Origin of the sequence: Lysinibacillus sp. NPDC093692, from assembly GCF_050280125.1 — a bacterium.
In the GTDB taxonomy this organism is placed as follows: Bacteria; Bacillota; Bacilli; order Bacillales_A; family Planococcaceae; genus Lysinibacillus.
On record NZ_JBNNUW010000041.1, the window covers coordinates 1 to 13716 of the forward strand.

The following is a 13716-nucleotide window of genomic DNA, read 5'->3' on the forward strand; positions in this document are numbered from 1 at the left end:
TTTGGTATCATTATTGCAGGTCAAACTACACTTGAACATGAGATTGTACTGAAAAACCAATATGGATATGATGTTAAAGATATTCATTTGTATGCAAACACAGCGAACTTCCCCACAGGAATGATTTGTGAGTTTAGTACAAGCCAATCTCCTTTCACACCTCAGCCTGATTTAAGACTAAGTGGTGTGCTAAAAAACAACGAAGAAAAGCCATTCTTCATTCGACTAAAATCTGAATTAGGCGCAACACCTGACGCTAACGGTGCTTTTGATATTATCGTGAGAGCAGATAAAGCCTAATCACAATACAATGTGATAAGGAAGTGATTATATGGAGGATAAAAATTTTGAATTAGAAATTTCCTCTCAAAGAAATAAGCCAGGAGAATCATCAATTGATGGCTCTTCTGATATGTATATAGAGGTTAGTATTGACAATGAAGTTCTAACAGAGATTGAAGTAACACCTAACAACAGCTTTAAAGCAAAATACAAGATTATTGCTGTAGGAAAGATTGAACAAGATGTTGAAATTGTAGCTAGACCACTAAGAGAAAGTCTTACTGAAACTGAACTTGTCTCTCGTGCCTTGGGTATTAACACTAAAGACACTTATCTAAACGTAATGTATCGTGGTAACTCAGATGTTTATACAGAAATTCAACCTGTTGGTCACAACTTCTTAGAAACAGAGATTGAAGTACCACCTAACAACAGCTTTAAAGCAAAATATAAGCTTATTGCGGTAGGGAGAACTGAGCAAGATGTTGAAATTGTAGCTAGACCATTAAGAGAAAGCCTTAAAGAAACTGAGCTTATCTCTCGTGCTTTGGGTATTAACACTAAAGATACTTACCTAAATGTCATGTATCGTGGTAACTCAGATGTTTACACAGAGATTCAACCTATTGGTTACAACTTCTTAGAAGCAGAGATTGAAGTACCACCTCACAATAGAATGTGGGCAGTCTACGAGGTTCAACAACCACCAATTGTTACAGATATATTCAATCCTACTCAAGACTCTTTTACAAGAGAAGAGTTAGCTTACCAATCTATCAACTATGGTAAAAATTCATCTATGGTTGTTGGTCGTAGTCAAGAAGATATTTGGCGCTCATTCGTACAGTTTGATTTATCTTCGATTAACCACTCATATGTTTTAAAAGAATCCTACTTACGATTATATTATAAAGGTATAGTCCCAAATAATATAAAACTTGAGATTCTAAATGCAGATAGCGCATGGCAAGAAAACAACATCACAAACCTTAATAAACCTAACCCTATTGACTTAATTTCTAATAAGTTTACTGTAAATACAGAAGAAGGATATATTGAGTTTGATGTCCTTGAAATTGTTAAAGATTGGGTTGCGCTAGAGAAGATTAATAATGGTTTTATTGTTCGCCTATCTAATGAAACAGAATTTGGTCAAACAACGTTCTACACTAGAGAGACTATTTTCCCTCCTAAATTAGTTGTTAAATACTTTGATTCAAGAATTTTCTCTCAAGGTCGAAGCCAGCATTTAACTGAAATCTTTGCTTACAGAAGAAAAAATTCTGATAAAAATACTGAGATTACTGTTGATTCAGTTTTTAGTTTTAGACCAATTAACGCTGAAATCTATGTTCACAGAAAAGAAGTTCCTTTACACTTTGAAGAACTAGTTGAAATTTCAGCAAGCAAGCCTTATGTACCCACTCAAATTATCTCAGCAATTCGTGATGAACATAAAATCCCAATTGAAATCAGTGCTAGAAAATCTCGTGATGATGATAGATATTTAGCTGAAATTGCTGTCAACAGACCTTCTGTTTTAACTGAGATTTCAAGTGCTTTAAGAGACACAAGCATTATTGACACAATCGTTGCAGTAACAAAACCTTCAATTAATGTAGAAATTACTGTCCCCACTCATGACAAAAATCAAGTAGATACAGAAATTGAAATTAATGAAATGTGGACTTCTGTTGTTTACACAGAAATCAATGTAGCAAAAGATAAAATACCAATTGAGATTACACCTAGAGTTGGTAGAAAAAACAATCTTCAAACTGTAATCTATATTTCCAAACCAAAAATTGAAGTAGAGGTTGAAGTGAAACACAGAAATGATATTTGGGTTGAAATTGAGCCAAATATTAAGTCTGATGTTTTAACAGAAATCTTTGTATCAAAACCTAATATTGAAGTATCTGTCACTGTACAGCGCTATAATGACTCAGGCACAGACACAGAGATTTACGTTAAATACACTAGTGATGTTCTCACTGTGATCGATACTAAATCTGTAAGTCAAGTTGAGACTATTATTGATATTAAGAAAGTATCTCAGGTAGATACTGAGATTACTGTAAGTAGACGCAAAGTCGAAACTGAAATTACTATTCCAACATGGATTGACCATGATGTAGTAGCTGTTATTGAACCTCGTATCTTAATGGTAGATAACATCTTCACTGTGATTCAAGTAGGTTCTAAAGGTGGCGCTTATGCATTCATCATTTAATGCCTATAAACTGCCTTAAAATAGTTTTTAGAGATTTCTTGAAATCATTTGTAAAAGTAATATAATTATATACAATATATAATAGAGGGAAAAGTTGACTTCCCCTCTATTTTTGAATGGAAAGGAATAAATTTATATGATTTTAGTATTTAAAAACTATGAACTAAAAGCTTTCGGAGATTTCCTATACGAGCTTGCATTAAAAGGAAAAGACTCTCGTATGCGTTCTCGCTTCATTGGTATCTTAGAAGAACAGTTGCAATTAATTGCTACTGAGCGCGATATTCTTTTACAAGACTACGCTAAGAAAGATGAAAATGATGAACCTGTTCGTGACAAAGATGAAAAAGGTCAAGAGTTCGTTATCCTTGAGGATAGTCTTTCTTTCAACATGGAAGTATCTAAGTTAATGAATGAGGAATTTATTATCGAAGTCAAAAATGAGAAAGTTGAAATGATTAAAACTATTCAACGTATTGTACTAGAAGTTGATAAAGAGTTTTCAGGTATTGAAGCAGAGCGCTACAATCACTTCTGTGACATTTTAGAAACAGTATCTTTAGAAGAAACTGCAAAAAAGTAACATAGTGATATGTTGAAGTTGCAGAAAAATATTATTACTAAAGTATCTCGCCTACCCTGACAAAATCGATGAAGTTCAAGTTGAGCTTGGTTTTGGTAGTAAAACAGGAAGCTTAAAAAGCTTACTTATGTTTACAAAATGTTTGTTGACAAATACGGAGTACTCGGAATGTTTGTGTTTCACAACAATATTCGAAAATCTAAAGCCTTAGCAACTATGGAAGAAACATTCAAGGAAGCACTCAATGAGAAGCAGTCTAAATAGACTGCTTTTTTGTATTCAAAAAATTAAATAATCGAAGGTGATATTATATGTTAGAAATTAAACAAATGTTAGTAAGCTCTGCTAAGTATTCTCTTAAGGCACCATACAGCATGACACCTCAATATGTCACAATTCATAATACAGCTAATGACGCGCCTGCCCTGAATGAAGCTCGTTATCACAATAGCAACAATAATCAAGTTTCGTTCCACTATGCAGTAGACGATAAGGAAATCATTCAAGTAGTACCTGATAATCGCGCAGCTTGGCATTGTGGTGATGGTAGAGGAAATGGCAACATGAAATCTATCGGTGTTGAAATCTGCTATTCTAAGACTGGTGGGGATAGATATGATAAAGCTGAGAATAATGCAGTTGAGCTTACAGCTTATCTATTGAATAAACATGGCTTAGGAATAAACTCTGTGAAGAAACATCAAGATTGGTCAGGTAAGTATTGCCCACACAGAATCTTGGACAGTGGAACTTGGAAGGACTTCTTAAATCGTGTCGAAAAGGCTCTTAACAAGATTCAAGGCAAAGGTGGAACAAATACACCACCTAAAAACAAACCTTACAGAATACAGTCAGGCACGTATAGTACGAAGAAAGAAGCTGAGAGTGCCAAAGCTAAGGTTGCGCAAAACAAACTTGCTAACATTGATTACATCACAATCAATGAAAACAAAGGTAAGTTCTACTTCCAAACAGGCACATATGCAAACGAAGCTACCGCTAAACAATATCTTCAAAAGATGAAAGACTTGAAAATTCTTTGGGTTGGCTCAGTAATTAAAGCATAAATTAATTGAATTTTAAAGATCTCCTTAACACTTTTGTTAAGGGGATTTTTTTCTTATTTAACAGAACCACTTGGAAGTAACATTCACAACTAGTGACCTCAATGGTGGTTTATTGAAGTTAAATTAACATCTAACAAATCACTGAATGGTCATTTGGGTATTAAAGTCTAGAGGTATTGAAATTTAACGCTTCTATGCCCCTTTAGGAGCCGATAGATCAGGTCAAACTAATTGAATTATTAAAAATCTAATATAAGAAAGGAAATACATTATGAAAAGATTTTGGTTAAATCTCCCCGATAAAAATGACCACTTAGAAATAACAACATCTAGCAACAAGCTTTCTTTATTGGAATCTTCAAATGAGAAAGTATATACAATAGACGTAGGAAAATATTCACTAGAAAAACTAAAAGACAATCTAGTTAACAAAGGTTTAGACGCTAGAATAGGAGAAATAAAATCACCTAAAAACACTAAATTAATAGTTTTGTTTTTAGACAATTCATTCACAAACGTAAATGGTAGCTTTATTACTTTTATTGGTGGTATAGAGTCTATTGATACAGGAAATAGACAAGAAGAAAGCATAATTCATATTTAATGAATAAGAAAGGAAAATGCTCATATGGCTATTGTAGGCGGTAATACAGAGAAGAAAAAAATAGGCTTGTCTATTGGTATCTCAGGAACGCATGACAAAACTATGATTGATAAAACAACAGGATCTTTACAGTTAGTTGATATTGATGTTGATGGTGATGGAAGAACTATTTATGTAGACCAAGGTTCTTGGACTTCTGATGTAATTGATTTAGGAGATATTTTTCAAGATTTTGAGAAAGTATTTACAGACAACGAAATCAATGGTGGAAGCACATTCACTGTGCTAACAAGAGTATCAGACAATGGTAGAGATTGGTCTGATTGGGTTACTACTGCGGAAGATGGAAGCATACTATCTGATACTAAACAGTACATTCAAGTGAGAATTGATTTATTTGCAGGCTTTTTATCTGATGTTTTTATTATATCTAAAAGTGATTTTAATATTAATGAATTTCTTGAAGAAAAAGAAGTTAAAGCAGGTAGCTATATTGTTCCTAAACTAACATCAAATACATCTTCCTCAGAAGGTTTTGCTTTTGCTGAAACTGAGTATAATGGCACTTATTCACCTTGGAAAGCTTTTGATAAAGTAGATTCAAGTGAAGGTTATTGCTCAAAAAATGGAGTTACACAAGGTATTCTTGGATTTCGTTTTAAAAATGACAAAAGGGTCACAAAGTACAAAATCAGAAGTATGACAAATAGTAGTGTTTTAAAATCAATGCCTAAGAGTTGGGTTCTTCAAGGAAGCAATGATACTACAGATGGTATTAATGGCAGTTGGTATGATTTAGACACTCAGAGCAATCAAATTTGGACTACAGCGAATACCGATAAAGTCTATGAAATATCAAACAAAGGCAGATACTATGCCTATAGAATAAAATTCTCCGAGAACAATGGTCATGCATATTCAGGCATAGGAGAAATGGATTTCTATGAAGAGGGAGCAACTACACTAAGTCTTAAACGTGATTACGAGTATGATATGACATTAGATTCATATTGGACAGATACAGGAAGTTTACACAGACAGAAGATTAATAGAAGTGATTTTATAAAAATTGATAAACTTTATATTTTTGATAAATAAAGGGTGAGAAAAATAGAAACAAGAGCTATAACAGGTGGAACTATTAATTATGATGTATCCACACCTAGCGTAAACACAATTGAATTTTGGTTAAAACTAAAAAGCAACTTCAATAAAACAATGAAATTATTCTATAATGGAACACTCTCTGAAATGATGATAGATGCTAGGGGTTCAATTGGTGTGAGACATGCTGTGAATAATTATGGAAATCCAGGTAGTATTGTATATGGAAATATTCTTTTAGAGAAAGATAAATCTAATCACATAGCGATAACTATAGGAAACTCAGGTTGCAGAATATATATTAATGGAGAGCTTAGTCTATCTACTACATCTATCAGCTCATATAGTAGAAGTTTTAAAATGATTTCTTTTACTGAAAAAGATGGTGTTGTTCTTGAGTTTCCAAAATTTTGGAGAAGGGAACTTAGTAAAGCCGAAATCCTAGAAAGCTATGAGAAAAAAAGAGTCCTTATTTCCAATATAGATGGTTTAATTATGTATGATTTATTTGCAGACACAGGCTCTATAAATGAAGTATCCAATATACCCACAACATCATCTAATATCACTTATCACTCTAAAAAGACAATACTTTATATTACTAAATCAATTATTTTACATGATGGAAAATACAAAAAGATTGAGCGAAAAGAGATTAGCTCAGTATTTTATAACGGTACAAGTTCTTATATGAGGACAACAAAAGTACACAAATATAACTTGGTAACATTAGAAACTTGGGTCAGACCACATGCAATAACTAGTACACATCAAGATATTATGTCAAACGTTGAAACAGGAGGACACTCTATAGGTCTTCTAAATGGAAAACCTTATTCAAGATTTTATTTAAATGGTGCATATAGATATTGTTATGGAAGTGAGCTTCCATTAAATCAATGGGCGCATATAGCAACAACATTTGATGGCAACACCATTTTATTTTATATAAATGGTGTTAAGGTCGGTGAGTTAAAATATAGTGGAGCAGTTGGAAGCACATCTGCTATATTCTCATTAGGAGCTAACCCTGCTGTTACTTCGGGTTATATAGAGTATTTTAAAGGAGAAATAAAAGATTCAAGAATTTGGAATGTTGCTAGAACAGAGTTGCAAATATCAACAAACATGTATGAACTCTCTGAAAAAGATAGTATGTCGGATAATTTAGTAGCATGGTATCCACAAGATGAGACTTTTGGCACAGTATGTATAGATAAAAGTAAATATGCTAGTGATGGAACTTATTCACAAGCTACCATTTTAACTGAATATTCCCCCAAAAAAACACTAACAGTTTCCTCTATTCTTCCTACTTCAAATCAATTCTTAGAGCAAGGAATGGACAATCTATCTCCCCTATTTGACCGCGAAGTAACAGAATTAGAGCCAATTACAATGACAGATAAAAATGAGGTTTTAAATAGCGAGATTGGTAAGGTTTTTAGTAAGACAATTGATTTAAAAAAATATTTTGACATTAGAAGTATTAGAACTGAGGTGAGATAAATGACTAGAGTTAACGTACCCTCTAATTACAAAGGAGAAGAAATTTCATTTGATTATTTGAATCCTAAGGCTGTTGTTAGTAATGGAACTTCTTCATATACACCCACTGCATTATTCAATGACATTATAACAAAAGAAGGTACTTATGGTGCTGTCTTACTTAGATATACAACAGACTATTTAGAGTTCTTCATACCTGATGATTATATAAATGTTGAGATATGGTTTTCTAGTGGAGCTTACAGTGATTCAGCAGGAGGTACAGGAAATGCTACAACACTAAAAAAATATAATGATATTTTAGGTGTATTTGAGAATATAAATTCAAATATACAAACTACAAGTACATCTGTTTGGTATAAATATTATGATAATTTAGATACAGGTAGATATAGAATATCACCAAATAGAGCATATGTTCAATTCAATGAAATCTTTGTGAGCGGAAGGAAAAGAGATTTTTGTCTTCTTCAATCACCCGATAAAACAACAGATAAAGTATACTCATTAGAATCCAATAATGCCTCATTATATGAGACTAAAATGGCATCTAATACCACCCCTTCTCCACTAGTTGCTAGTGCTAGTAGTGTTTGGAGTTCTTCTTATGAGGCTTGGAGAGTATTTAATGGCACAAATAATAATAGTGGAGATTGTTGGGCTTCTGCTAATAATTATAAATCAGGATGGATTCAAATTGATTTTGGAGCAATGTATTCATTTAATAGAATGAGGTTGTCAGCAAGAAATGATTCAGGAAGCATAACAGCGTCACCAAAACACTTTCAAATATTAGCTTCTAAAGATGGTGTAACATATAGTATATTATTTGAAACTAAAAACGAAATAAACTGGGCTGTAAAAGAAACAAGAGAATATGCTTTTAAAAGCACAAAAAAATTTAGATATTATAAGTTAAATATCATAGATAATAATGGTTTTTCTTATGTAGCTATAGGTAAAATTGAATTTTTCAATACTGGTGGAGTGTTAACAGAAATACCATCTAATTCATCTGATAACTTTCTTAAATATGGTCAATCATCTTTAGGAAGTTTTTCTAACCAAATCCATTCAAAGAACTACATTTTACAAAATGAAATATCAAAAAACGAAGAAGGACTTTGGGCAGCTAGAATAGATAGAAAACCATTGAGTATTTATTTTGAATAATATTGAGAGGTGAACAAAATGGCAAAAACAACAATACCTGAAAAAACAAATCCCTCAGTTGAATTTGAATATATATCTTCGTATAACTTAGCTACCCCTTTTGGTAACGCTGTACAAATAACACCTTCTCAACTACAAGATCTTCTACATGATGGCATCACATCTAAACAAGGAACTTATGGAGCCGTGTTGCTTAGAGAATCTACTTCATACATTGAGTTTGAAGTTAAAAATGACTGTGTATTTTGGGCTACAAGTGGAGCTTATAGCGATAGTGGTGGAGGAACAGGTAAAGAGATAATCATCTACAAACTAGATGAAAATGGTATTTACCAAATATACGAAGAAACAAAAACAAACAATTTAGAAGATTGGTATATTGTATCTCCCCTTCTAAAAAGAGGTCGATATAAGATACATCTTAAAGCAATGTATGTTCAGTTCAATGAGTTTTATTTTGAATCTGTTATACAAAATAAAACATTTATTCTACATGATGGTGAGTATAAGAAATTCACCCCTAAATTATTAGGTAAAGACCCAACTATTAATGTAGTACCCAATATGACAAGCGACACTAGCCCATTAGGGAAGGCAACAGCAAGGGGCGCTTATGACCCTGCATGGAGAGCATTTGATAAAAATGACTCAACATATTGGTATGATAATGGCTCCAGTGCAAGCGCTCCATCATGGCTTCAATACCAATTTGAAGCTCCAAAAATGGTAAATAAAATTACATTGGCATCCTTACCCATTTCAGGTAGCGTATATGGATTAAAAGAATTTTCTTTTTTGGGTAGTTATGATGGTTTAAACTATGACAACCTTCTATCTATTAACAATCATCCTAATAGTAATGCTAAAGTAACCTATGATTTCAATAATAGTAATGAGTATTTATTCTATAAGCTACAATTTGGATTAAGTCATCATAGTTACTATACATTAGTCAGTTCATTTGAGATGTATGAAAAAGATTCTCCTGATATTCCTGCTTATTGGTCAACAATATCGCATACTCTACCTAATTCAACTCAATTTTTAGAAGAAGGAATGGATATCATATCTCCCCCGCTTGACCGCACAATTACAACTTTAGAACCTATGGCAATGACAGATAAAAGTGAGATTTTAGGTGTTGGTGAGGTTGGAAAAATATTTAGTAAAACTATTGATTTAAAAAAGTATTTCGATATTAGAGGTATTAAAACTAAGGTTAAATAAATGAGTGAACAAATTTCTATTGTTTCTAAATTCGGTAGTTGTGCAATTAATGGCTACCAGTAGCTATAGCTAGAGAAAATGGTGTAATAACATCTAAAGTTGTAACCAGTGGAAAGTGGTTTTGGGAAGTAGAGATAGTTTAATTATATCTTTCTTATAAGCATGGTTAATAAGTATAGCTAGTAGTAAAATTACTCACTGAACAAATTCAAATTATACATTACAAAACAATATGCATTAAGTTTGGCTTTAATGGGTTAAAAATGAAGAAGGTCTTTGGACAACAAAATTAGACAAGAAACCCTTAAGCATATCATTTAGTTAATATAAAGGAGTACAAGAAAATGAATTGGTATTTAAAAATAGAAGGTACAGGAGGAGGAACTAGCGGTAGTGGAATAAATTATATTGAAGTTTATGACCAAAAAGGTAATTTGGTAAAACTAACAAAAGGTGATGTTATTGAAACTAATGCCACAACAAGGAACGCTGATGACAACTACCTTCAAATGCTCCAAACAAAAGGTTCATTACCTCCATATAATGGTGTTGCTGGCGGCATTTTCTATACGATAAAGCTTCCTGATAACGTTGAAGGTTTCGCCGAAGTGTTTTTAAAGAATTGGGGAAACACTTCTTATGATATTAGAAACATTAAAGCAAGTATTTCAAAAAATAATATAGAATATGAACAAGTTTTTGATGGTGCTTTTGCAACAGGTGAGGGAAAAACAGTTTTACAAAACTATTCTTTAGGTAAACATAGAATGCTTCTTCAATCAAAAAACAAGATACATTCATTGGAATCAATAGATAATTGGCATGAGCCAAAAATGACATCTGATACTTCCCCTGCCCCAATTGTCGCTAGTGCTAGTAGCATTTGGAGTACCACTTTCCCTGCTTGGAAAGCATTTAATGGAACAAATAATGATAGTTCAGATTGTTGGGTAACAGTTGGTGGCTCTATAATAGGTTGGATACAAATAGATTTTGGAATTCCTACATACTGTAATCAAATTAAACTTACTTCTAGAGCAGGAAGTACAGCAAATGCTTGCCCAAAGGATTTTATAATATCTGCTTCAAATGATGGAGTAAATTTTGACGAGATAGTGACTATTAACGGACAAACAAAATGGGCATTGAATGAAACACGTATGTTTACATTTAAAAATGACAAAAAATATCATATATATAGGCTAACAATAATCTCTAATGATGGATACAGTAGCTATAGTGCTATTGGAAAATTACAATTTGGATATAAAAGCAACAATATCATTGACTTACCTAAGTGTTCACTTGTCAATTTCGAAACATACGGTAAGAAAGAACTGCTAAATTTAATTGAACCAATAACTATTAACAGCTACGTTTTACAAGATATTCAAACCTCAGAAACTTTTATAACCGAACAATTAAACAAGAAACCACTCAGCATTAGTTTTAAATAATGCTGAGTTTTTATTTTGATTTTCTTAATACAGAAGAAAGGAATGATTAAATGGCAGTCGGTACTCAGTATAGTGTAGCAGAAAATGGATGGGTTAGATTTGAAGAAAGTAACCCTAATTTCAAATATTCCACAGGATGGAGCAATTGGAGTGGCGAACTCACAAGTGGAGGCATTGATAAAAGAGCAAACACTGTAGGTCAAACAATTAACTTTAAATTCACAGGAACAGGAATTAGAATTATTGCTCCAATGAACAATGATTTATCCAACTCTATAAGGATTTCTATAGATGGTATCAATGAAGAAATTTTTTCTGAGTATAATTCTACATTATTGTGGCGTGTTTGTGTTTATGAAAAAACAGGATTAGAAAACAAAACCCACTCTGTTGAGATTGTTACTAACACTACTACAACAAATATTTTTGACGCTGTAGACCTAATAGAAGGAAATACTATTCTTCCTAGTCCTATTGGTGATATTTTAACTTCACCTGAAAGTGGTTGGAAAAGAATTGAGGAAACTGATAAAATCTTCACTTATGAGGGTACATGGGGTTCAAGGTCAAATGTAGCATATAGTGGTGGCAGTCAAAAAACTCAAATAAACACAGTTCTTAGTAACAAGGTTAAGTTCAAATTTTTTGGAACTAAACTAAGAATAATTTCAACACTTTTTGCAACATATACACCAAAAGTAAAGATTTCTATTGATGGTAAAATAGAATACTATAACCTTCAAGGTACTTCAACTAACATGGCTCTTGTGTATGAAAAATTGGATCTCCCTTTGGGTTTACATTATGTTGAGGTGGAAAAAATCACAAATGGTGGCTATGCTGACCCAGATTTTGTATGGGATGCAATCGACATAGATTCTACAGGATATGCTGCTGACATTAATTTTTCATTCAATAGACTAGCGATTAAATCCCCGACAACAAGTGAACATTACTCTCTATCAGATAAAACTCTTATTCACTTACCTGACCACTCAACTGAAAACATGATTTTACATGGTATTGAGCAAGGTCAAGAGATTCAATTAGATATACCTTTTACTAAGCACAGGTATTTTAATGACACACCTATTGCTAATGTGAGTGGCAAAGTGTTTACACATGACATTGGTAAAATTAATACGTTGAATATAAAGGAAGCGGAATAATATGGCAACATTAGGACAACAACTACTACAACCTGAAAATGGTTGGCGAAGATATGATGATAGACATAGCTCTATTAACTACACAGGGAATTGGGTATTTGAAAATACAATAGGTTACTACAACGACACTGTAAGTCATGTTACACAAGGAACCAGTGGAGCTAGAGCTAATTTTTGTTTTTACGGAACAAAAATTAGAATTATTGCCAATAAATACACCAATAAGCCCGGAAGACATAAAAATCATCATTGATGGGATTCAAGAATTTTTTTCAGAATACACATCTATAACAACAGGACAACACATGATTCTATCATATGAAAAAACAGAATTAGATTATGGTATTCATAGAGTTGAGATTATCAGCCCTGATAACATGACAGCGAAATCTTGGAATATTGACGCTATTGATGTTGACTCTGATGGAGAACTAATTAGGCACGATTATTTTGAAACCAACTATGAAACACCTATGCGAAAATATGGTGTAGCATGGTTTGGTTTTGATGAAGCAAGTGGCAATGTCTTAGACAAGTTAAGTAATAAAAATGTTGGTACAGTTACAGGTGCAACAAGAGTTGAGGGGTGGAATGGCAAAGGCACTGCAATGAATTTAGGTACTGGAGCTAATAAGTCAGTTAATTTCAACTCAGTTTTGCTACCTTATGGAGCAAAAACTATAAGATTTAAATTCAAATGCACAACCATCAATAATCAATATTATATATTCATGAGCAATGCAAATGGTTGGAATTCAAATGGATGGTCATACCAATTTAGTGGAGGTGATGGTTGGAATGGAACTATGCACATGGGCTTTAAAGGGAGTAACGGAACTTATGAATACCCAACATTATCAAATAAAAATGTTTGTGATGGAAAGTGGCACGAAAGTATTTTTTCGTTAGACGGTGGTACTAAAGGAAGTAAATGGAGAACATATCTTGATGGTGAACTTGTAGATGAAAGGAAATTAAGTCAAAACGAAGTTTTATTTACTAAAAACTTTGGAATTTATAATATACCTTATGGTACTACAGGTAATCAAGAAAATTTATCTATAGATGATTTACAAATATATAATAAAGCACTCTCCCCTTCTGACTTTACACAAAAGCGTTTAATAGTCAAAACAACAGATAATAAAAACCTTGTTTTATCCCCTACTTCAAATCGTGTAAAAGAAATCCCTAACACAGCAGAATATATGATGTTAGCTCAAGGTGGAATAGTAAAAGAGATTGACTCAGCAGTTGATTGTCAACCTATTGATTTTACTAAAACTACAACTGAATATGAGATTGTGA

At 32.7% G+C, this 13716-nt stretch carries 12 protein-coding genes; all 12 read left to right on the forward strand.

Features of this window, described 5'->3' with window-relative positions; all coding sequences use genetic code 11:
- Positions 1–300 (forward strand): hypothetical protein (locus tag ACQKN4_RS24420; protein WP_427485109.1); only part of this gene is annotated, 300 nt, incomplete at its 5' end.
- A 31-nt stretch (positions 301–331) separates the two neighbouring features.
- Positions 332–2515, forward strand: coding sequence for a DNRLRE domain-containing protein (locus tag ACQKN4_RS24425; RefSeq protein ID WP_427485110.1), 2184 nt, complete (start codon positions 332–334; stop codon positions 2513–2515).
- 136 nt (positions 2516–2651) lie between these two features.
- Complete coding sequence (locus ACQKN4_RS24430; RefSeq protein WP_427485111.1) at positions 2652–3098, forward strand: hypothetical protein; 447 nt, start codon at positions 2652–2654, stop codon at positions 3096–3098.
- A 374-nt stretch (positions 3099–3472) separates the two neighbouring features.
- Positions 3473–4165 carry an N-acetylmuramoyl-L-alanine amidase gene (locus ACQKN4_RS24435; RefSeq protein WP_427485112.1) on the forward strand — a complete coding sequence of 231 codons (693 nt, stop codon included), beginning with the start codon at positions 3473–3475 and terminating at the stop codon, positions 4163–4165.
- A gap of 271 nt (positions 4166–4436) precedes the next feature.
- Positions 4437–4769, forward strand: coding sequence for a hypothetical protein (locus ACQKN4_RS24440; RefSeq protein ID WP_427485113.1), 333 nt, complete (start codon positions 4437–4439; stop codon positions 4767–4769).
- 24 nt (positions 4770–4793) lie between these two features.
- The gene (locus ACQKN4_RS24445) at positions 4794–5867 is read left to right on the forward strand and encodes a hypothetical protein (RefSeq protein ID WP_427485114.1); all 1074 of its coding nucleotides are present in this window, start codon (positions 4794–4796) and stop codon (positions 5865–5867) included.
- A gap of 3 nt (positions 5868–5870) precedes the next feature.
- On the forward strand, positions 5871–7382 hold the full coding sequence (locus ACQKN4_RS24450) for a LamG-like jellyroll fold domain-containing protein (RefSeq protein WP_427485115.1): 1512 nt from the start codon (positions 5871–5873) through the stop codon (positions 7380–7382).
- Entirely contained in the window at positions 7383–8555 is a 1173-nt protein-coding gene (locus ACQKN4_RS24455) for a discoidin domain-containing protein (protein ID WP_427485116.1), read from the forward strand. It begins immediately after the preceding gene.
- An 18-nt stretch (positions 8556–8573) separates the two neighbouring features.
- Positions 8574–9782, forward strand: a complete 1209-nt coding sequence (locus ACQKN4_RS24460) for a discoidin domain-containing protein (RefSeq protein ID WP_427485117.1) — start codon at positions 8574–8576, stop codon at positions 9780–9782.
- A 344-nt stretch (positions 9783–10126) separates the two neighbouring features.
- Complete coding sequence (locus tag ACQKN4_RS24465) at positions 10127–11239, forward strand: discoidin domain-containing protein (RefSeq protein WP_427485118.1); 1113 nt, start codon at positions 10127–10129, stop codon at positions 11237–11239.
- A 50-nt stretch (positions 11240–11289) separates the two neighbouring features.
- Positions 11290–12408 (forward strand): hypothetical protein, encoded by a 1119-nt coding sequence (locus ACQKN4_RS24470; RefSeq protein ID WP_427485119.1) that lies wholly within the window; start codon positions 11290–11292, stop codon positions 12406–12408.
- A 155-nt stretch (positions 12409–12563) separates the two neighbouring features.
- The coding region (locus ACQKN4_RS24475) for a LamG-like jellyroll fold domain-containing protein (RefSeq protein WP_427485120.1) at positions 12564–13716 on the forward strand (1153 nt) is incomplete at its 3' end.

Excerpts from the sequence above, each read along its gene's own strand:
- ACQKN4_RS24425 (WP_427485110.1), top strand. The coding sequence starts at position 332 with ATGGAGGATAAAAATTTTGAATTAGAAATTTCCTCTCAAAGAAATAAG.
- ACQKN4_RS24430 (WP_427485111.1), top strand. The coding sequence starts at position 2,652 with ATGATTTTAGTATTTAAAAACTATGAACTAAAAGCTTTCGGAGATTTC.
- ACQKN4_RS24435 (WP_427485112.1), top strand. The coding sequence starts at position 3,473 with ATGACACCTCAATATGTCACAATTCATAATACAGCTAATGACGCGCCT.
- ACQKN4_RS24440 (WP_427485113.1), top strand. The coding sequence starts at position 4,437 with ATGAAAAGATTTTGGTTAAATCTCCCCGATAAAAATGACCACTTAGAA.
- ACQKN4_RS24445 (WP_427485114.1), top strand. The coding sequence starts at position 4,794 with ATGGCTATTGTAGGCGGTAATACAGAGAAGAAAAAAATAGGCTTGTCT.
- ACQKN4_RS24455 (WP_427485116.1), top strand. The coding sequence starts at position 7,383 with ATGACTAGAGTTAACGTACCCTCTAATTACAAAGGAGAAGAAATTTCA.
- ACQKN4_RS24460 (WP_427485117.1), top strand. The coding sequence starts at position 8,574 with ATGGCAAAAACAACAATACCTGAAAAAACAAATCCCTCAGTTGAATTT.
- ACQKN4_RS24465 (WP_427485118.1), top strand. The coding sequence starts at position 10,127 with ATGAATTGGTATTTAAAAATAGAAGGTACAGGAGGAGGAACTAGCGGT.
- ACQKN4_RS24470 (WP_427485119.1), top strand. The coding sequence starts at position 11,290 with ATGGCAGTCGGTACTCAGTATAGTGTAGCAGAAAATGGATGGGTTAGA.